The 18624-nt window shown below is 63.2% G+C and carries 16 protein-coding genes; 8 read left to right on the forward strand and 8 right to left on the reverse strand.

Going from position 1 to position 18624, the window contains the following annotated elements; genetic code table 11:
- Window positions 1-133: 133 nt before the first annotated feature.
- The 5 genes from JG739_RS26545 to JG739_RS26565 all read left to right on the forward strand — a co-directional run bounded on the left by JG739_RS26545 (window position 134) and on the right by JG739_RS26565 (window position 6585).
- On the forward strand, window positions 134-1219 hold the full coding sequence (locus tag JG739_RS26545; RefSeq protein ID WP_202364097.1) for a quaternary amine ABC transporter ATP-binding protein: 1086 nt from the start codon (window positions 134-136) through the stop codon (window positions 1217-1219).
- On the forward strand, window positions 1216-3198 hold the full coding sequence (locus JG739_RS26550) for an ABC transporter permease (protein WP_202364098.1): 1983 nt from the start codon (window positions 1216-1218) through the stop codon (window positions 3196-3198). Before JG739_RS26545 ends, JG739_RS26550 begins: the two co-directional genes overlap by 4 nt.
- Before the next feature lie 225 nt (window positions 3199-3423).
- Window positions 3424-4332, forward strand: a complete 909-nt coding sequence (locus JG739_RS26555; RefSeq protein ID WP_202364099.1) for a tyrosine-type recombinase/integrase — start codon at window positions 3424-3426, stop codon at window positions 4330-4332.
- A gap of 2 nt (window positions 4333-4334) precedes the next feature.
- On the forward strand, window positions 4335-5546 hold the full coding sequence (locus JG739_RS26560; protein WP_202364100.1) for an IS91 family transposase: 1212 nt from the start codon (window positions 4335-4337) through the stop codon (window positions 5544-5546).
- A 436-nt stretch (window positions 5547-5982) separates the two neighbouring features.
- Window positions 5983-6585, forward strand: a complete 603-nt coding sequence (locus JG739_RS26565; protein ID WP_202364101.1) for a sulfotransferase family protein — start codon at window positions 5983-5985, stop codon at window positions 6583-6585.
- A 157-nt stretch (window positions 6586-6742) separates the two neighbouring features.
- Here JG739_RS26565 and JG739_RS26570 read toward each other — a convergent pair whose 3' ends face one another.
- On the reverse strand, window positions 6743-7396 hold the full coding sequence (locus JG739_RS26570; RefSeq protein ID WP_244749587.1) for a gamma-glutamylcyclotransferase: 654 nt from the start codon (window positions 7394-7396) through the stop codon (window positions 6743-6745).
- A gap of 294 nt (window positions 7397-7690) precedes the next feature.
- Here JG739_RS26570 and JG739_RS26575 point away from each other — a divergent pair, with 294 nt between their 5' ends.
- Entirely contained in the window at window positions 7691-8713 is a 1023-nt protein-coding gene (locus JG739_RS26575) for a serine hydrolase domain-containing protein (RefSeq protein ID WP_202364103.1), read from the forward strand.
- A 21-nt stretch (window positions 8714-8734) separates the two neighbouring features.
- Here JG739_RS26575 and JG739_RS26580 read toward each other — a convergent pair whose 3' ends face one another.
- A complete protein-coding gene (locus JG739_RS26580; RefSeq protein ID WP_202364104.1) occupies window positions 8735-10093 on the reverse strand; it encodes an NAD(P)-binding domain-containing protein in 1359 nt (452 codons plus the stop codon).
- A 255-nt stretch (window positions 10094-10348) separates the two neighbouring features.
- On the opposite strand from JG739_RS26580, the gene JG739_RS26585 reads away from it, so the two are divergent.
- Window positions 10349-11059 carry a helix-turn-helix domain-containing protein gene (locus tag JG739_RS26585; protein WP_202364105.1) on the forward strand — a complete coding sequence of 237 codons (711 nt, stop codon included), beginning with the start codon at window positions 10349-10351 and terminating at the stop codon, window positions 11057-11059.
- 158 nt (window positions 11060-11217) lie between these two features.
- On the opposite strand, the gene JG739_RS26590 is transcribed toward JG739_RS26585, so the two are convergent.
- Together JG739_RS26590 and JG739_RS26595 are read right to left on the reverse strand one after the other, a co-directional pair.
- On the reverse strand, window positions 11218-12573 hold the full coding sequence (locus JG739_RS26590; protein WP_199202942.1) for an IS5 family transposase: 1356 nt from the start codon (window positions 12571-12573) through the stop codon (window positions 11218-11220).
- 252 nt (window positions 12574-12825) lie between these two features.
- The gene (locus tag JG739_RS26595; RefSeq protein WP_202362577.1) at window positions 12826-14025 is read right to left on the reverse strand and encodes an IS256 family transposase; all 1200 of its coding nucleotides are present in this window, start codon (window positions 14023-14025) and stop codon (window positions 12826-12828) included.
- 238 nt (window positions 14026-14263) lie between these two features.
- On the opposite strand from JG739_RS26595, the gene JG739_RS26600 reads away from it, so the two are divergent.
- Window positions 14264-14635 carry an endonuclease domain-containing protein gene (locus JG739_RS26600; protein WP_202364106.1) on the forward strand — a complete coding sequence of 124 codons (372 nt, stop codon included), beginning with the start codon at window positions 14264-14266 and terminating at the stop codon, window positions 14633-14635.
- A gap of 137 nt (window positions 14636-14772) precedes the next feature.
- Here JG739_RS26600 and JG739_RS26605 read toward each other — a convergent pair whose 3' ends face one another.
- The 4 genes from JG739_RS26605 to JG739_RS26620 are packed head-to-tail and all read right to left on the reverse strand — an operon-like array spanning window position 14773 to window position 18529.
- The gene (locus tag JG739_RS26605; RefSeq protein ID WP_202364107.1) at window positions 14773-15813 is read right to left on the reverse strand and encodes a heme-dependent oxidative N-demethylase family protein; all 1041 of its coding nucleotides are present in this window, start codon (window positions 15811-15813) and stop codon (window positions 14773-14775) included.
- Between the two features lie 9 nt (window positions 15814-15822).
- Window positions 15823-16788, reverse strand: a complete 966-nt coding sequence (locus JG739_RS26610) for a PDR/VanB family oxidoreductase (protein ID WP_202364108.1) — start codon at window positions 16786-16788, stop codon at window positions 15823-15825.
- Complete coding sequence (locus JG739_RS26615; RefSeq protein WP_202364109.1) at window positions 16785-17381, reverse strand: dimethylamine monooxygenase subunit DmmA family protein; 597 nt, start codon at window positions 17379-17381, stop codon at window positions 16785-16787. Before JG739_RS26615 ends, JG739_RS26610 begins: the two co-directional genes overlap by 4 nt.
- A 14-nt stretch (window positions 17382-17395) precedes the next feature.
- A complete protein-coding gene (locus JG739_RS26620; protein ID WP_202364110.1) occupies window positions 17396-18529 on the reverse strand; it encodes an aminomethyltransferase family protein in 1134 nt (377 codons plus the stop codon).
- Window positions 18530-18624 lie beyond the last annotated feature (95 nt).

Below are 18624 nucleotides of genomic sequence, written 5' to 3' on the forward strand. Positions count from 1 at the left end.
TTCTCCCCGCTGGGAGAAGAGGCAAATGCCGGCTCTAGCGACCTCTTCTCCCCGCGGGGAGAAGGTGGCCCGAAGGGCCGGATGAGGGGGTCTTTGCCGAAGCGATTTCCTTGGATTCCAGAAGGACGACCGCATGGCCGATACGACTGAACAGGTGCCGCAAGCGGCAGGCACGCCGAGGGATCCCCGCCCGATAAAGCTCGCCTGCCGCAACGTCTGGAAGCTGTTCGGCGCGAACGCGGCCAATTTCATCCGCCAGCGCGACGGCAAGGCCAGCATGGCGGAGGTCGCCGCGGCCGGGCTGGTCGGCGCGGTGCGCGCCGTCGACCTCGAAATCCGCCAGGGCGAGATCTTCATCATCATGGGGCTTTCGGGATCCGGCAAGTCGACGCTGGTGCGCTGCATGTCGAGGCTGGTCGAGCCGACGCATGGCAAGGTCGAGTTCGAGGGCAAGGACCTCCTGAAAATCTCCGATGCCGCGCTGATCGAACTGCGGCGCCACCGCATGGGCATGGTGTTCCAGAATTTCGCCCTGCTGCCGCATCTGAATGTGCTGGAGAACATCGCCTTTCCACTGGGCATCCAGGGGCAAGACCGGCCGACGCGCGAGAAACGCGCGCGCGAAGTGATCGAGCTTGTCGGCCTGCGCGGCCGCGAGCATTTCTATCCGCGCGAACTCTCCGGCGGCCAGCAGCAGCGTGTCGGCATCGCCCGCAGCCTCGCCACCAAGCCGGAAATCTGGTTTCTCGACGAGCCTTTCTCGGCGCTCGATCCGCTGATCCGCCGCGAGATGCAGGACGAACTGATGCGGCTGCAGACCATGCTGCACAAGACCATCGTCTTCATTACCCATGATTTCGACGAGGCCATCCGGCTGGCCGACCGCGTCGCCATCATGAAGGACGGCGAGGTCATCCAGATCGGCACCCCGGAAGAGCTGGTGGTCAACCCGGCGACCGACTATGTCGCCGAGTTCACCCGCGACGTCGACCGCGCCAAGGTGATCTCGGCGCGAAGCCTGATGCGCGCCTGCGACGGCGCCGAGCATGGCGGCGTGGTCGCGCCGGATGCCAAGATATCAAGTTTTTCGGCTGATATCGTCTCGGCCGGCAAGCCGTTCGCCGTCGTCAACGGCACCGGCAAGCCGATCGGCGAAGTCACGCCGCAAGCGGTGATCGATCTTCTGGCCGGCATCGAGCGTTCCGGGGCCGGCGCATGACGGTGACGGCGAGCGCCAGCGAGGCGAGATCGCGCCCGGTTCAGCTCTGGCTTGCAGTCTGGGCCGGCGCCCTCGCCGCCGTGCTTGCCGTGTTCCTGCTGCAGGACAGCCTGCCCTGGGCGGTCAATTATCCGGCCAGCGCAATCATTCCGGTCGCCGACTGGGTCAGCGCGCTGATGAGTTGGGTGAAGTCGAACTTCTCCTGGCTGACACGCTCGATCACCGCGGTGCTCGGTGTGCCGCTCGACTTTGCGCTCGGTCTGCTCGCCAAGAATTTCAAGATCGGCCATGGCGCCGAGATGCTCGTCCTGCCGCGCCTGTCCTGGGTCGGCGTCTGCATCGCCGCATTCCTGGCCGGACGTGCCGCCGGTGGCTGGAAGCTCGGCGCGCTGGTCGGCGGCTGTTTCCTCTACATCGCGCTGTTCGGCCAGTGGACCAGCGCAATGCTGACGCTCGGGCTGATCTCGATTGCCGTGCCGTTCTGCATCGTCACCGGATTGTTCGTCGGCATCTGGGCGTGGCGCAAGCCATGGGCGGAGAGGCTGCTGATCTCCCCTGCCCTCGACCTGATGCAGACCATCCCGACCTTCGCCTATCTGATCCCGATGCTTCTTTTGTTCGGCAACAGTCCGGTTTCGGCGATGATCGCAACGGCCATTTTCGCGACACCGCCGATGGTGCGCGCGACGATGCTGGGACTTTCTCGGGTGCCGTCCGAAATCGACGATTTCAGCGAGATGGCCGGCTGCACGGCGCGCCAGAAACTGTGGCGCGTGCTTCTGCCGTCGGCGCGGCCAGCGCTGATGGTCGGCGTCAACCAGGTCATCATGCTGGCGCTCAATATGGTGATCATCGCTTCGATGATCGGCGCCGGCGGCCTCGGCTACGACGTGCTTCTGGCGCTCAGGGCGCTAAAGGTCGGCGAGGCGATGGAAGCCGGCCTTGCCATCGTCGCGCTGGCAATCGCGCTCGACCGGCTGAGCCAGGCGATCGCGCGCAATCACGCGAAGGGCCATGTCTACCAGGAGGTCAGCCCGAGCCTCTGGCGGCGCTACCCCAACCTGACGCTGGCCGTCGCCATCCTTGCCGTCACGACGCTGCTTGGCCTGTTCGTGCCGGCATTCGCTGCGGTGCCCAAGGCGATCACCTTGACCACCGCGCCGCTGTGGAAGACGGCGGTGAGCTGGATCACGATCAACTTCTTCGACACGATCGAAGCGTTCCGCGTGGCGCTGATCCTCAATGTGCTGAACCCGGTGCGCGCCTTCTGCGAGGGTTTTCCGTGGCTGGGCGCGGTGTTCCTGCTCGGCCTTGCCGGCTACCAGCTCGGCGGCCTGCGCCTCGCCGCCCTGGTCGCGGCGCTGACCGTCTTCTGCGCGGTGACCGGCCTCTGGGAAAAGACCATGGCGACGGTCTATCTCTGCGGCATCTCGGCCTTCATCGCCTGCCTGATCGGCATTCCGATCGGGTTGATGGCATCGCGCAGCGACCGTGTCGAGAAGATCGTCACCCCGATCATCGACACGCTGCAGGTGCTGCCGTCGTTCTGTTTCATCATCCCGGTGGTGATGCTGTTCAGAGTCGGCGACGTAACGGCGATGATCGCCACCGTCGCCTTCGCCGTGGTGCCGGCCATCCGCTACACCAATCACGGCCTCAGGCAGGTGCCGCCGGCGCTGATCGAGGCGGCAAAGGTGTCGGGCTGCACCAAGCGCCAGACGTTCCTGCGCGTCCAGCTGCCGCTGGCGCTTCCCGAGATCATGCTCGGCGTCAACCAGACCATCCTGATGGCGCTGGCGATGATCATCATCTGCGCCATGGTCGGCACCCGCGATCTCGGCCAGGAGGTGTTCATCGCGCTGTCCAAGGCCGATTCCGGCCGCGGCATCGTCGCGGGCCTCGCTATCGCCTTCATCGGCATCGTCGCCGACCGGCTGTTCAACGCCTGGACGGCCAAGGCACGGGCAAGGCTGGGATAACTGGAAAATAGCGGATCGCGCGCCCCGCGAAACGGCAGCTTGCACAGAAGCGTTCTTGCCAAGCTGATCGCAAAAATGTCTGCATCAGGGCCGTAGAACGAACCCGCTCGCGCGGGAGGGCACCCTGTGGTTGAGGTAAGGGTTATGGGTCGATCGTCGCGCTCGCGTTGAGCGTCGTTCGGCTGGAGCAGAGCATGGCGGGCTTCTTCAACAAGGAGCCTGACCATGCCCTATCCTGTTCTTGATGCACCTATCAGTCCACTTCGTCAGCGGCTGATCGACGACATGAACATGCGGCGTTTCTCACGGGAGACGCAGCGCAACTATCTCCGCGACATCGGACGCCTGGCGACGTTCCTCGGGCGTTCACCAGACACAGCGACCACCGACGACCTGCGCCAGTTCCAGATCGAGCAGCAGGACGACGGTGTTCCCGTGCCGACGATGAACAGCATCGTGTCGGCGCTGCGCTTCTTCTTCACGCATACGGTCGATCGTCCCGATCTGGCGCGCAAGCTCGTTCGTCTGGCGCACCCGCGCACGCTGCCGGTGGTGCTGAGCCGCGACGAGGTCGCCCGGCTGCTCAACGCCACCACCTGCCTGAAGCACCAGGCCGCGCTGTCGGTCGCTTATGGCGCGGGCCTGCGCGTGGCGGAGGTGTCGACGCTGAAGATCGCCGACGTCGATAGTGAGCGCATGCTGCTACGTGTCGAGCGCGGCAAGGGCGGGCGATACCGGAACGCCATGCTGTCGCAAGACCTGCTCTTGTTGCTGCGCCAGTGGTGGAAGGTCGGACGCCAGCAGGGCGTGATGCACCGCGACGGCTGGCTGTTTCCGGGGCAGCATGCGATGAAGCCCATCTGCACCCGCCAGCTCTATCGCGTGGTCGTCGAGGCAGCGCAGGCGGCCGACATCGCCAAGCGCGTCGGGCCGCACACGCTGCGCCACAGCTTCGCCACCCACCTGCTGGAGGACGGCACCGACATCCGGATCATCCAGGTCCTGCTCGGGCACGCCAAGCTAAATAGCACCGCCTTCTACACCAAGGTTGCAACCCGCACGGTGCGCACCGTCACGAGCCCGCTCGACAAGCTTGGCCTCTTCAAGCCGGAAGAGATCTCACCCGACGGCTGAGCGTGCGCGCCTCGATCGAGGTTGCCGACATCTTCCGCACTGCCGGGCCCGCCTACCGGGCCGCCCATGCAGGGCATCTGACACTGCAGCAGCTCAAGGTCATGTCGGCGATCGAGCACTGCCGCACCGCGGCCCTTGGCGGTCACGTCGAGGCCTGCGAGGACTGCGGCCACTGGCGCATCGCCTACAACTCCTGCCGCAACCGGCACTGTCCAAAGTGCCAGGGTGCCGCGGCGCGGACATGGCTTGCCGAGCGCGAGGCCGACCTGCTGCCGGTCGGCTACTTCCACGTCGTCTTCACGCTGCCAGCCGAGGTCGCCGACATCGCCTTCCACAACAAGGCGGCGGTCTACGACCTGCTGTTCAAGGCGGCGTCGGAGACGATGCTGACCATCGCGGCCGATCCGAAGCATCTGGGCGCACGCATCGGCATCACCGCCGTGCTCCACACATGGGGTTCGGCGATGACGCATCATCCGCACGTGCACATGATCGTGCCAGGCGGTGGCATCTCGCCGGACGGAAGCCGGTGGATATCGTCGCGTCCCGCCTTCCTGCTGCCGGTGCGGGTGCTCGGCAAGCTGTTCCGCCGGCTGTTCCTCTCCCGGTTGGTCGCGCTGCACGACGACGCTGGCCGGCTCGCCTTCTTCGGCGCGATTGCTCATCTCGCGGAACGGCGGGCATTCCTGCGCCACCTGTCGCCGATCCGGAAGAAGCGCTGGGTGGTCTACGCCAAGGCGCCCTTCGCCGGCCCGGAAGCGGTGCTCGCCTACCTGTCGCGCTACACCCACCGGGTGGCGGTCTCGAACAGCCGCCTCATCCGCCTCGACGAGAGCGGCGTCACCTTCCGCTACAAGGACTATCGTCGCGAAGGCGCCGACCGGCAGCAGCTCATGACGCTCGCGGCCGACGAGTTCATCCGCCGCTTCCTGCTGCATGTCCTGCCGCGTGGCTTCCATCGCATCCGGCATTGCGGCCTGCTTGCCGGTTCTGCTCGCAAGGCCAGCCTCGCGCTTGCTCGTGAACTCCTGAACGTCGCCGCACCGTCCGACGATGACACCATGGACGAACCGGACAACTTTGAACCGGACAACTTTCGCCCGCCATGCCCCTGCTGTGGCGGCCGCATGATCGTGATCGAGGTGTTCGAACGATGGAGGCAGCCGCGCGGACCGCCACACGATTCCCCATCAACCGGGAGAAGCACGCCATGACCCGGCATGGCATGGTCCAGCCTTCAATCGCAGGCACTCAGCCTCCGGCAACGAACCCACGCCGTCCATGGTGACCATCGGCGTCGACAGGGCTGCGTCCGACCGCGCACCGAGCCGACGATGCCGCACGGCCGGAAGACAAGGCGGTCCGTGTGCATCAATCCCGCCGCTCCTCGACGGCGGTCGCGCCATCGCTGACATCGGCCGAAATCCGAAATCCCCATAGCCATCGCCTGTGGCCCGCGGGTTCCTTCCTCGGGGACTTTCGTACGCCTGCCGGCGCCCGAAACCCTTCACGAATGCGGAAGGTCAGCTTTCAGGACAGATGCAACAGAAAGAGGACGTTCCGTACCCGACCCCAGCTAACCTTCAAATATGTAGCGAAATAAAGGGAACAGCGGTATTTTGATCGATTGAAGTCGCCTTGGGGATGCTCATGGCTCTAGATGTCATTGGCGCGGGCATGGGCCGCACTGGCACATATTCGCTGAAGCTCGCGTTAGAGCATCTTGGGTTCGGGCCTTGCCACCACATGGCAGACGTGAATGCCAATCCCGAACAGAAAGTGCTGTGGCGCGCCGCTGGCCAGGGACAACTCCCGAACTGGGATGTGGCATATGCCGGCTATCGTTCCGCGGTCGATTGGCCAACGGCGCATTTCTGGCGCGAAGTGAGCGGTCACTACCCTGATGCAAAGGTTGTCCTCACAGTCCGTGACGCCGAAGCCTGGTATAACAGTGTGGCGCAAACGATAGGACTCACCATGGACGCTGGCAGCAATGACCCACAGTCCTTCGGTGTGGCGGTAGTTGGCAATGGTGTCTTTGGCGGTCGCTTCAATGACCGCGATCACGCAATAGCCGTCTATGAAGCACATAACGCCGCGGTGAGAGCCACGCTACCCTCCGAACGTCTTCTTACCTACCAGGTCTCCGAAGGGTGGGAGTCGCTGTGTGCCTTTCTCGGGGTACAATTGCCTACCGAACCGTTTCCACGCACCAATTCGACTGCCGAATTTCGTGCTCGCATAGGGCGCTGAACGGCGGCCTGGCCTCAGAGCAATCCCGCGACCGCCATCGTAGTCAGATCTCGGTTCCCCCTGCGAGGGTCAGCGCATCCTCAACGTCCACGCGAGGGCATCAGACGATGAATTCAATCCACTAGTGGTCATGGTCTGAGGGTTGAGTCCCGTTGGCTCATTTCGCGGGAAGATCTTCGGCCGTCGACGCTTCGATGCGTTCGCCTACCAACTCCTGCAAACGCCACAATTGCCTGTCGTGAATCCCCATACCTTCAAGGTGACTTACAGTGCTGTGGAGATAGTCGGCCATGGAACCCCACGGACCGCACGCGAGCGCGAGCGCGTCGGCGATCTGTTCCAGCGACAGCCCGCGGACATAGCGTCCGCTGTTCCGGTTAATCACAAAGGTGATCGCGTGGAGCGGTCCGTTCTCGGTGCGAACATTCACCCAACGCGGCGAATGAGCGGACGGCTTGGCGCGCATCTCACGACGAAAGAGCCTGCCGAGATTTGCCTCGATAGCATCCGGCGGCAGGCGATAGACCGCGCCCTTGCACTGCCCGCCACGGTCGAGCGACAACATGAGACCGGGTTGCCTGTCTGATCCTCGAAACCACCGGTCCCAACCGAGGCAGAAGGAGCGGTGCCACCCGGGCACGAAGCCAACCCGCTGCTCCACGAAATCACAGGCCGGGTTCCACATCAGCGATCCATAGGCAAAGAGCCAGACCTCGTCAGCTGACGGTGCGGCGGCAAGTATCGCCCGGACGGTGTCATCATGGTCGGCGTCGGACGGCGCGGTGAAGGGCTGTGGCAGAGAATCGTCCACACTGAGGACTCTGGCGACCAGCTCGGGCGTTAGCCGCATTTGACGTGGTTTCGGGGCCATGGCTCGCCAGACTCGCAGCAGTCGACCAAGGCATCAAGTGTCAGATTCGCACCATTAGGCTGTGGCGAGAACGACTGGAACGGGTCAGAAACTCCGGTTCGTGGAGCTGCTGATGCTCGAATAGCCGCTGCCTTGCCCCGGACGCCTGCCCTATCCGACTATCTTGTGCGAGGCAGACGTCTTTGCCGCCCGCGTCACCTTTGTATTGCCAGAAATGCGTCCCAGGCTGGTTTCATGCTGAAGCGTCCCACCGTGGTTCTCGCCTTTCTCCTCATCCTTTCCGTCGCTGCTCACGCTGCCGATGGCCTGGAGCAGCGGCTTGAAAAGCTCCTTGACGAAGCCGAGCGCCTGACGCCGCTGCGCACGGTTGCCATCGCGCATGAGGGCGCGGTGGTGGCGGAGCGCGGCTATCGCGGCCACTCTCCGGCACGTCCTGCCAACATAAAATCCGCCTCCAAGTCGATCATCGCCGCGCTCATCGGCATCGCCATCGACAAGGGCGTGCTGCAAGGCACTGACCAGAAGATCGCTCCGCTTCTTCGGGCCGACATGCCCGCCGACGCGGATCCGCGGCTCCAGCAGGTTACGATCGGTCATCTGCTTTCCATGCAGGCGGGGCTGGGTCGAACTTCCGGCCCGAACTACGGGCGCTGGGTTGCAAGCGACAACTGGGTGCGGGCAGCGCTCGCCATGCCGTTCGACGACGAACCGGGCGGCGCCATGCTCTATTCCACCGGCTCGACGCATCTGCTTTCGGCGATCCTGACGCGGCGGACCGGCCGCTCGACCCTGGAACTGGCGCGCGAATGGCTGGGGCCGCAGCAGGGCTTTTCGATCGCCGCCTGGGACCGCGACCCACAGGGCATCTATCTCGGCGGCAACCAGATGGCTATGAGCCCGCGCTCGCTGCTCGCCTTTGGCGAGCTCTACCGCAACGGCGGGAGGAGCAGCAGTGGACGACAGCTCGTGCCGGCCGACTGGATCAAGCTCTCCTGGCAACCACGCACCGCCTCGCGTTTCACCGGTGACGGTTATGGCTATGGTTGGTTCATCCGCCAGATCGCCGGCGAAACGGTCTTCTACGGCTGGGGATATGGCGGGCAGATGGTCTATGTCGTGCCGGGGCGCGCGTTGACCGTGGTCATGACCTCAGATGAAAACGGCCCCGCCGGCCGCGGCGGCCACCGCGACGATCTCCATGCCCTGCTCGGCCGGATCATTGAAGCGACGAAAGAGGTGCGCGAGGCTCGCAGCTAAGTGCATATGGCGAGGAAGCCGCTACTCCGCCGCGACACCTTTCACCTCGAGATAAGATTCCATTGAATCGTCCATCGCCTGCAACCAGGGCGTGTGGTGCAGCGGCGCCATCGTGCCGGTCATCAGCGAGCGATAGGCATTGTCGCGGAACGTCATGATGTTCTCCACCTTGTGGTGCTCCCACTCCATAAAAGTCTGATTGACAGCCTCGACGTCGAAACCCGGATAGTCGGTCTGTTCCATCAACTCCCTGGTGTAGTCGCCCTGGAACCAGATCATCTGCTCGGCGTCTTCCAGCGTCTCCTCACGCGCCCGCCATTTCCTGCCATGTTCGGCCATCGCCTCGGCCGAGGGCAATTTTAGGCGGCCCATGATGACGTCGCGCGCGAACCAGGCCTGCGCGTCGAACATGTTGAAGGTGTAGAACTGGTCCTGCATGCCGATATAGGACAGCTGCGGGTTCTTCTCCCAGACGACGCCCTCATAGAGCCCGCCCGGCCACATCCGGTTGGCGGTCTTGAGCTTCAGATCCTCGGTCAGGAACGGGAAGGAATGGAGATAGCCGGTGCACAGGATGATGGCGTCGACATCCCTGGTGCTGCCGTCCTTGAAATGCGCGGTCTTGCCGACGACCTTCTGCAGCAGCGGCACTTCCCGCCAGTTATCAGGCCATTTGAAACCCATCGGCTTCGAGCGGTAGCTGGAGGTGATCGACCTGGCGCCGTATTTGTAGCATTGCGAGCCGATATCCTCGGCCGAATAGGAGCGGCCGATGATCAGGATGTCCTTGTCCTTGAATTCCATGGCGTCGCGGAAATCATGGCTGTGCAGGATGCGACCGTTGAAGGTGGAAAAACCCTCGAAATAGGGGACGTTGGGCACGGAGAAATGCCCCGAGGCGACGACGACGTTGTCGAACTCCTCCGAATAGGTGACGTCGTTGCTGCGGTCATGCGCGGTGACGGTGAATTTTTTCGTCGCGTCGGAGAAAGTCACCATGCGCACCGGGCTGTTGAAGCGCACCCAGTTGCGCACATCGGATTTTTCGACGCGGCCCTTGATGTAGTCCCACAGCACGGCGCGCGGCGGATAGGAGCCGATCGGCCGGCCAAAGTGCTCCTCAAACGTGTAGTCGGCGAATTCGAGGCATTCCTTCGGCCCGTTCGACCAGAGGTAGCGGTACATCGAGCCGTGCACCGGGTCGCCATGCTCGTCGAGGCCGGTGCGCCAGGTGTAGTTCCACAGGCCGCCCCAGTCGGACTGCTTTTCGAAGCAGACGATTTCCGGGATGTCCGCGCCCTTGTCGGCTGCCGACTTGAAGGCTCGAAGCTGGGCCATGCCGGACGGCCCGGCTCCGATGACGGCAACACGACTTTTCATTGCGAGCCTCCCGATCTCATTTCCCTAACGAAACAAATTTCACTGACAGGACAGTAATTGCCCCTTCGATGCTGTCAACAGGCCTTCTGCCGATACTGCGTTTCACCCGATCGGATGTTCAGCAAAACCGCTGATGGCGGAAACCCGGGAGAGCATGCCATTCGAGCTAAAGTGGCTTGCTGTCGCTGTTGCGCTCTGTATCCGCAGCGAATATGTTCACCCTGAGTGAAATAAATCTGCAGACGGGGTGGCGGCATGATTAAGAAAGCTTCCAGTTTGAGGAATGGGGCAGCCGCCGCCAAAGCCAAGCCATCGCCGAAGAGCGTGGCAACGATCCGGACGCCGCTGACCCAGGACCCGCACGCCGTTCGCGACACCCGCGAAAAGGTCCTTGAGGTCGCGATCGGCCGCGAGGTGCGGGCGTTTCGCAAAAAACTCGGCATCACCGTTGCCGATCTTGCCGCTGCCACCGACATTTCGCTTGGCATGCTGTCGAAGATCGAAAACGGCATCACCTCGCCGTCGCTGACCACTTTGCAGGCGTTGTCGCGGGCGCTCGGCGTTCCGGTCACCGCCTTCTTCCGCCGTTTCGAGGAAGAGCGTAGCGCCGTCTTCGTCAGGGCTGGCGAAGGCCTCGACGTCGAGCGGCGCGGCACGCGTGCCGGCCACCAGTACAATCTGCTCGGCCATATCGGCTCCAACACCAGCGGCGTCGTCGTCGAGCCCTATCTGATCACGCTGACCGAGGATTCCGATGTGTTTCCGACCTTCCAACACGAAGGCATGGAGTTCCTCTACATGCTTGAAGGCGAGGTTACCTACCGCCACGGCAACAATCTCTATCCGATGAAGCCCGGCGACAGCCTGTTCTTCGACGCCGATGCGCCGCACGGGCCGGAGGTGCTGACAGTCCTGCCGATGCGCTATCTCTCGATCATCTGCTATCCGCAGGGCAGCGCGGGGTGAGAGCTCGATCTCCCCCCTTGTGGATCTCGTGGGGAGATCGGCAGCTGCGAGTTGTGTGCGTCAAGTTCTGCAAAAATGTCGTCTGTGAAGAAGGTTGATTTCGGGATCGGAGGCGAAGCGGGAGCATTCCCACCCGCCATATCAGAGCTGATATGGCGTCAGGCTGATCGCGGCCGGATTGGTGGCACTGCAGCGGACGTGAGCAGTACCAGGAAGAAGGCACACAAAAGCCTCAGCCAGTTGAGCAGGAGGCTGAAGTTATAGCCGACGGCTGCAAGGACAGCGTTGTTGGCATCGCCCTCGGAGAAGGCCAGGAAGTTGCGGCCCATGCGGTGGTCGTTCTTGAGATGGCCGATGACGGGTTCTACGGCGGCCCGGCGTCGCAGCGCCCGTTTGACGGCCTGGGTGAGGCCGCGCTTGTAGCCGGCGACATGGACCTTGAACATCTTGTCCTTCGGCGCGTTGTGGCCGCGGTAGCCGGCATCGGTGACGATCTTGCCGAGGCTGACGCCGATGGTGTCCTCGATCGCCGGGATGATGGTCGCCAGCGTGTGGCCGTCATACGGATTGCCGGGCAGCGCCTTGACATGGGCGACGAACTGGCCGCCGCGGCTGCGCTGCAGCGGGGTGGCGACGGAGACCTTGACGCCGAACTCGTAGGGCTTGTGGGCCTTGCCCTTGCCAATGCACTCGATCTCCGGAGCGTGCAGGGAATACACCTTCTTGCCCCGCTCGCGCTGGCGCTGGTCCCTGACGCGCCGGGCCAGCGACAGCGGCAGGGCAAAGACCTGCATCAGCTCTGGCCGCATGGCGAGCTTGCGGACGATGTCGCGGATCACCGCTCCCAGCATGGTGCGCAGGCGCTTGAGTTGCCGGTTGGCCCGCTTGAATTGCTTGGCATGGGCATAGCGCTGATGCTTGATCAGCGCGATCTTGCCGACCCGCGCATAGGACTGGCGCAGGGCAATGCCATGCTTCCTGGCCAGCTTGACCAGCCGCTCGCGGGCGCGATGCATCAGCTTGGCGTCGGTCGGGAAGGTGATGGCCTTTTCCTGCACGGTAGTGTCGACGATTACCGCGCGGAAGTCCGACGGCTTGGCCGCCCCCAACCTGGTCGCCGCCGCAAGGCTCTCCTGGAGCAGAGCCGTGAGCCGTTCTTCGCCCATGCGCAGGCGCCAGCGCGTCAATGACGTGCGGTCGAAGGGCAAGCGGTGCTGGAAGAACTCCTCGCCGCAGAACAGCTGGTAGTAGGGGTTCTCCAGCCAGCGTTCGCACAGGCTTTCGTCGGACAGGTTGTGCATCGACTTGAGGATGGCCAATCCCGCCATCAGCCGGGTCGGCAAAGGCGGCCGGCCAGGATCGTCGTCATAGACCTCGCCCAGCCGTTCTTCGAGGAAACGCCAGTCGATCGTCTTGGCCAGCTTCACCAGCGCATGATCCATATTGAGAATGTGGTCGAGCCGGGATCGCAACAGGTCCGTCTGGCCGCTCTCGCGCCGTTCCTTCGGTCGCATCGCTCGCTTCCCTCGCTGCTTCGTCATCGTCTCGAATCACGCAGAACAAGCGCATCCAATTTGCCGGAAACCGCAGCCCAAAGCCACGAAATTCGGCAATCTGAAAACCGAAATCAGGGGAAATTGTTAAACGGAATCAAAGCATTCCGAGTTTTTCACGGACGACAAAAATGGCGTGGCATTCAGCGGTGACGTTGGCGTGTCCGCCGCGCAGCCCCCGTGTTTAGCGGAGCGGCGGACATGGCGGCCGCGTCAGGCGGCCAGTGCCCTCAGGTTCTCCTTCTTGTGCTCGCGCAGATGATCCATGTTGAGGTAGCGGGTCGCCTCGAGCCAGTTCTCGTGGATCTCCACCGCCAATGCCCGAACCAGCCGCAAACAGCTCTGCGGGTTGGGGAAGATGCGAACGACCAGGGTGCGCCGCTTGATCTCCTGGTTCAGCCGCTCCAGCATGTTCGTCGACTTCATGTGCTTGTGATGCGGCAGCGGCAGCCGATAGAAGCTCAGCGTCTCCTCGATGTTGTTCTCCACCCAATCCACCAGCTTCGGGTATTTGGCCTGCCATTTGGCGATCCACTGCGCCAGGTCGCGCTTGACCTCGGCGAGGTCGCGCCGGTCATAGAACCATCTGAGCTCCATCAGGCAGTCGTCATCGACCTTGCGCGGCACATAATCGAGCGCGTTTCTGAGGAAGTGCACGTAACAGCGCTGCCAGACTGCCTCGGGCAGGACTTCGCGGATCGCTGCCCTGAGCCCCGGATGGTCGTCGGAGACGACAAACTCGACGCCGGCGAGCCCGCGCTGCTTGAGCCCTGCCACGAACGCGCGCCAGCTCGAATGGCTTTCACGGTTGGCCAGCTCGACACCGAGCACCTGGCGCCGGCCTTCCCAGTCGACGCCGATCGCCACCAAGACGGCCTGGCTGGCGATCACGCCGGCCTCGCGCGCCCGCTCGTAGCGCGCGTCCAGAATGAGGTACGGGTAAGGTTCGGCAAGCCGCTGCTCAAAGAACGCCTTCAGCGCCTCATCCAGCCGCGCCGTCGCCTGGCTTACCGTCGAGGCCGAGAAGGAATGGCCGCACAGATCCTCGGTGATCGCCTTCACCTTGCGCGTCGACACGCCTTGCACGTACATCTCGACCAGCGCCGATACCAGTGCCTTCTCCGAGCGCTGGTAACGCTCAAACAACTCCGTCGAGAACCGGCCGGCCCGATCTTGCGGAACCCGAAGTTCCAGCACGCCAACCCGCGTCACAAGCTTGCGTTCGTAATAGCCGGACCGGTAACCAACCCGCTCCGTCGTCCGCTCGCCTTTCTCGGCCCCGATCGCCTCCGTCATCTCGGCTTCCAAAGCCTCCTGCACCACAGTCTGCAAAACTCTGCGGAAGCCGTCCTCATCCGACAACAGCAACGCTTTCAACTCGCCTCTGCTCAGTCTAACCTCTCGCTTGGTCATGGCACTTACCCTTCCACGGGAATCGGTGATCGCAACGTCACCAGCGTGCCATGGCCGCCCCTCGCCTCAGAGTAAGGGCTGTTCTCTCTCCAGAGCTTTTTGCAGAACCTTCAGAACACTATCCAGCTGCGCCGACGGCGCCTCTTTGCAGCGTTGGCGATTAGCGAAAGCTGAGGTGACATCCAATCTCCCCCCTTGAGGGGGAGATGTCTGGCAGGACAGAGGGGGGCGAACCGCGATGACGCATAATCCAGTACCCGCCAGCAATCGCCGCAATGCGCGGAGGATGCGCAAGGTGATGACCGATGCCGAACTGAAGCTCTGGAACGAGATCAGGGCGCACAGGCTGATGGGACTGGGGTTTCGGCGCCAGATGCCTATCGCCGGCTATATCGTCGACTTTGCATGCCCGGACAAAAAGTTGATCGTCGAGCTCGACGGTTCCCAGCACGCTGAGGCCGAAGCGTCGGAATTAGACGCTGCAAGAACCGCAAAGCTCGAAGCGCTGGGCTGGACCAGCCTTCGCTTCTGGAATGATGACGTTATCCGCGATATCAACAATGTCTGCCAGCATATCGTGATTGTGGCTGGTCTGGCTGGCGCACCGTGACTCTCGCCGAAGCGATGGGCTGACATAACGGCAAGGCCGACGCTCTACGGCGCCCCCCTCTGCCCTGCCGGGCATCTCCCCCTCTTGGGGGGAGATTGGCAGCTTGAGGGGCAGCGCCAACAGCAGCAGGCAAAAACTCAGTCCGGCCCAAACCCTGGGCTTGTCGGACTGCCATCATCCAGCTTCGACAGCCACTCGACCAGCGTCGCGCGATAGCGGGTCAGGCCTTTGTAATTGGCGAGTTCCTCCGGCAGGTCGCGAATAACGCGATGCAGGCGCCGCGCCCATTTCGGCTGCGTCACCAGCTCGTCCATCTTGATCAGGTAACAGCGGATCGGGAAGACGATGCCGTTCGAGCGCGGCAACCGCCAGAAGCTCTGCAGCTCGACGCGCAGATGGACCTTGTCGCCAACATTTTCGGGCGTCACCGTCGCCCGGTCCGGACCCCATTTGTGATAATTTTCCGGACTGGTGTCGAGGCGCGGATTGATGGTCATCGTCCAGTTCAGCCGCCGCGCCGGCTTGCCCTGCTGGATGTTGGTGAGGAATTTCAGCGCCCGGACGAATATCCCCTTCTCGTGCGCCAGCGGCACCGGCGCGTGCCACTCGAAGAAGTTCATGCCGATGTCGAAATCCAGCGACCAGTCGGCCTGGGTGGTTACCATGCCGGCATCCATCCACAGATTGCCGTCGCGCTGGTCGAGGATGCAGAAATCGCCCTGGCTTTGCCGCGTGATGTATTCCATCGGCCCGTAAGGCACCGTCGACACGTCGCCGAACGTGAAGCTGTCGTCGATGCCGAGCGGCCGGTTGATCCAGCGCCATTTGTCGCCGTCGCGCGTCAGCGTGAAATGCTCGGGATAGCCTAAAGCCTGCTGCTCCATCAGGAGTTCGAGCAAGTCCCAGCCGGCCAGCGTCATGTGCGGCAGCGACTGGCAGCGCAGCGGATCTTCCGCCAGCACCAGCGCACGGTCCTGCATCTCGGCGACATAGTGCTCGTCGACGTCGATCAGGTTTTCGAGCACGCTGCCCTTCGGCCCCAGAACATGCGGCTCGATGTTGACCGCATACATGTAGCTGTCTTCGTGGAACGGGAACGGAAACCGCCTGATGTGCTCCGGGCTGTTGCTGAAGGTGAAGTCGTCGCGGAACGTTTCCTTGCGAAAGGTGATGCCCAAGCTCGCCTCCTATCTTTCCAGAACCAGCGACCTGCCCTCGAAGCGCGAGACGCAAGGCATGATCTTCTTGCAGGATCGGTGCTCTTCCTCGCTCAGCCAGTGGTCGTTGTGGATGAAGTTGCCGTCATGCGCGATGACATTTGTTTCGCACTGGCCGCAGACGCCGCCGCGGCAGAGATAGGGCGGATCGACGCCGGCCGCCTCGATCGCCTCGAGCAGGCTCTGCTGCTCGCCGACGCGGATGGTCTTGCCGCTGACCGCCAGCGTCACGTCGAAGGGGGCGCCGGGCTGTGGGGCGGCAAAATGCTCGAAATGTACGGTTTCCGCCGGCCAGCCGAGGGCAGCAGCACGATCGCACACCCAACCGATCATGCCCGACGGGCCGCAGACGTAGAGATGCGTGCCGAGCGGCTGCGACGACAGCAGCCGGTCGAGCTCGATGCGCTCGTCGCGATCGTCGTGATAGAGCCTGACCCGGCGCTCGTAACGCTGCCTGAGCAGATCGGCATAGGTGCCGAGCGAGGCGGTGCGGCAGGTGTAGTGCAACTCAAAATTGCCGCCATCCGCCGCCAGCTGCGCGGTCTGCGCCATGAACGGCGTGATGCCGATGCCGCCGGCCAGCATCAGATGCTTCCTGGCGCGCAAATCGAGCGAGAACAGATTGACCGGATAGCTGATCACCATCTCATGGCCCCGCCTGACATGCCGGTGCATGAACAGCGAGCCGCCACGGCCGGCATCGTCGCGGCGCACCGAGATCGTGTATTCGCGCGTGTCGAGCGGCGAGCCCATCAGCGAATAGGGATTGAGCCGGGTCCGCTCGCCGTCGCGCATCTCCACCACAACATGGGCGCCGCCGGAGAACGTCGGCAAAAGCTGCCCGTCACGCCGGCGGAAGTGGAAGCGCGTCACCAGTTCGTTGACCGGGACGACATCGCTCACCACGACGTCGAGCTTGGTGGTGCCGGTGCTCATCGAAAGATCTCCTCCGTCGGAGGAATTTCGCTGCGGTCTTCCGCATTGATGCAGACGCCCTGGAATGCCGCCAGGCGCCTGGAATAGTGATCGCGTACCAGGAGAAGCAGGCCACAATGCGAACAGGTCGCCGGCTGCGTCGTCACGTTCTCGGTGATGCCCTTGCAATGGACGCATTGGACGCGGCGCGCCAGCGAGCCGCGATGCTCGGTCTGGATCGAGGTGTGGTCGATGCCGGCTTCGAGCGCCGCCTGCATCGCCTGGCCGATCAGCCCCTCGGTGCCGGCGAGATAGAGGCGCAGGCCCATATGCGCGTTGGCCAGCGTCTGCTTCAGCCGCGGCAAGGCGCTGGCGAAAGTAGGCCCCTGGTAAAGCTGCGCCGGCTTCAGCGCTTCGAGCGCGGCGACATGCTGGCCCTCATTGCCGGGGATGAAAATGATATGGGCATCGGCAAAAAAACCGTCGGGTGCCTTGGCGGCCAGGTCTGTTATCGCCAGCGCGCCTTCTGCATCCGCCACGAAAAGATGGTGCTTGCCGGGCTGCGGAGACAGGGTTCCGTAGACCGGCCGGCTGATGATGCTTTTCGCTGCCATCCTCTCAGTATGCCTCAGCCTTTTGCCGTGCGCTTGGTCTTCTTCGGATCATCGAACGGAAGCGGCTCAGCCGTCGCGCTGATGGCGCCGCTCTGGTTGCGGATCTCGAGCCTGGTGCCCTGGACCGCGCAGTCGACGTCGAGCCGGGCAATGCCCATCGATTTCTTGACCAGCGGCGAATACATGGCGCAGGTCACCACGCCGACCTTTTTGCCGTCGCGATAGACCGGCGCGCCCTCGTCGGCCGGCTCCTTGCCTTCGAGCAGCACGCCGAAGATCTTGAAGCGTTCCTTGCCCTGGAGGCGGTAGTGCTCCTCGGCGCCGCGAAAGCCTGTCTTGCCGGGGCTGACGGTAAAATCGAGGCCGAGTTCCCACAGCGTGTCGCCGGGGCCTTCGTTCTCGAACGGATATTTTTGGGAATTGTCGTAGGGGTAGAACAACAGATAGCTCTCGACGCGCAGCATATCGAGCGTGGTGAACCGGCACGGGATGATGCCGGCGCTCTTGCCCTCGTCGAGGATGGTGTCCCAGATCGTGCCGGCATCCTGGCCACGGCAGAAGATCTCGTAGCCGCGTTCGCCGGTGTAGCCGGTGCGCGAGATCATCACCGGAAAACCGAACAGCCGGGTCTGCATGTGATGGAAATAGGCGAGGTCGCGTATGCCAGACACATGCTTTGCCAGGTAGTCGACGGCGATCGGTCCCTGCAGCGAAAGGTCGTGCAGATTGTCGTCGAAGCGCAGCGACACATCGCGGCCCATGGCGGCGCGCTGCAACTCCTCATGGCCGGTGCCCGAACCATGCACGACCATCCAGGCATTCGGGCCGGTGCGGTAGAGGATGCAGTCGTCGGTGAATTTTCCCGCCTCGTTGAGCATGCAGGCATAGGCCGACTTGCCGGGATAGATCTTTTCCACGTCGCGCGTCGTCGCCAGGTCGATCAGATGCGAGGCATGCGGCCCGGTGATGTGGACCTTTTTCAGGCCCGACACATCCATCAGCCCGGCTTTGGTGCGGATGGCGATATACTCTTCGTCGGCGTCCTTGTCGTAGCTCCAGGCGGTGCCCATCCCGCTCCAGTCTTCGAGCTTCGAACCGAGCGCACGATGGCGATCCGCCAAGGTCGAAAATCTCCAGGATGCGGTCATGGACTTGCTTCTCCTCACAAGATTGCCGGCGTTCGCCGCTCACGGTCCGCGCCATATTGACTCAAAACTCCAAAAGCGCGCAATACTAAGATGCA

The sequence above is a fragment of the Mesorhizobium sp. L-2-11 genome (assembly GCF_016756595.1).
GTDB lineage: Bacteria > Pseudomonadota > Alphaproteobacteria > Rhizobiales > Rhizobiaceae > Mesorhizobium.

What these genes read in the sequence shown, in the direction of transcription:
- JG739_RS26565 (WP_202364101.1), top strand. Translation starts at nt 5,983, where the DNA reads ATGGCTCTAGATGTCATTGGCGCGGGCATGGGCCGCACTGGCACATAT.
- JG739_RS26545 (WP_202364097.1), top strand. Translation starts at nt 134, where the DNA reads ATGGCCGATACGACTGAACAGGTGCCGCAAGCGGCAGGCACGCCGAGG.
- JG739_RS26615 (WP_202364109.1), bottom strand. Translation starts at nt 17,381, where the DNA reads ATGGCAGCGAAAAGCATCATCAGCCGGCCGGTCTACGGAACCCTGTCT.
- JG739_RS26550 (WP_202364098.1), top strand. Translation starts at nt 1,216, where the DNA reads ATGACGGTGACGGCGAGCGCCAGCGAGGCGAGATCGCGCCCGGTTCAG.
- JG739_RS26555 (WP_202364099.1), top strand. Translation starts at nt 3,424, where the DNA reads ATGCCCTATCCTGTTCTTGATGCACCTATCAGTCCACTTCGTCAGCGG.
- JG739_RS26585 (WP_202364105.1), top strand. Translation starts at nt 10,349, where the DNA reads ATGATTAAGAAAGCTTCCAGTTTGAGGAATGGGGCAGCCGCCGCCAAA.
- JG739_RS26580 (WP_202364104.1), bottom strand. Translation starts at nt 10,093, where the DNA reads ATGAAAAGTCGTGTTGCCGTCATCGGAGCCGGGCCGTCCGGCATGGCC.
- JG739_RS26595 (WP_202362577.1), bottom strand. Translation starts at nt 14,025, where the DNA reads ATGACCAAGCGAGAGGTTAGACTGAGCAGAGGCGAGTTGAAAGCGTTG.
- JG739_RS26600 (WP_202364106.1), top strand. Translation starts at nt 14,264, where the DNA reads ATGACGCATAATCCAGTACCCGCCAGCAATCGCCGCAATGCGCGGAGG.
- JG739_RS26610 (WP_202364108.1), bottom strand. Translation starts at nt 16,788, where the DNA reads ATGAGCACCGGCACCACCAAGCTCGACGTCGTGGTGAGCGATGTCGTC.
- JG739_RS26590 (WP_199202942.1), bottom strand. Translation starts at nt 12,573, where the DNA reads ATGCGACCGAAGGAACGGCGCGAGAGCGGCCAGACGGACCTGTTGCGA.
- JG739_RS26620 (WP_202364110.1), bottom strand. Translation starts at nt 18,529, where the DNA reads ATGACCGCATCCTGGAGATTTTCGACCTTGGCGGATCGCCATCGTGCG.
- JG739_RS26575 (WP_202364103.1), top strand. Translation starts at nt 7,691, where the DNA reads ATGCTGAAGCGTCCCACCGTGGTTCTCGCCTTTCTCCTCATCCTTTCC.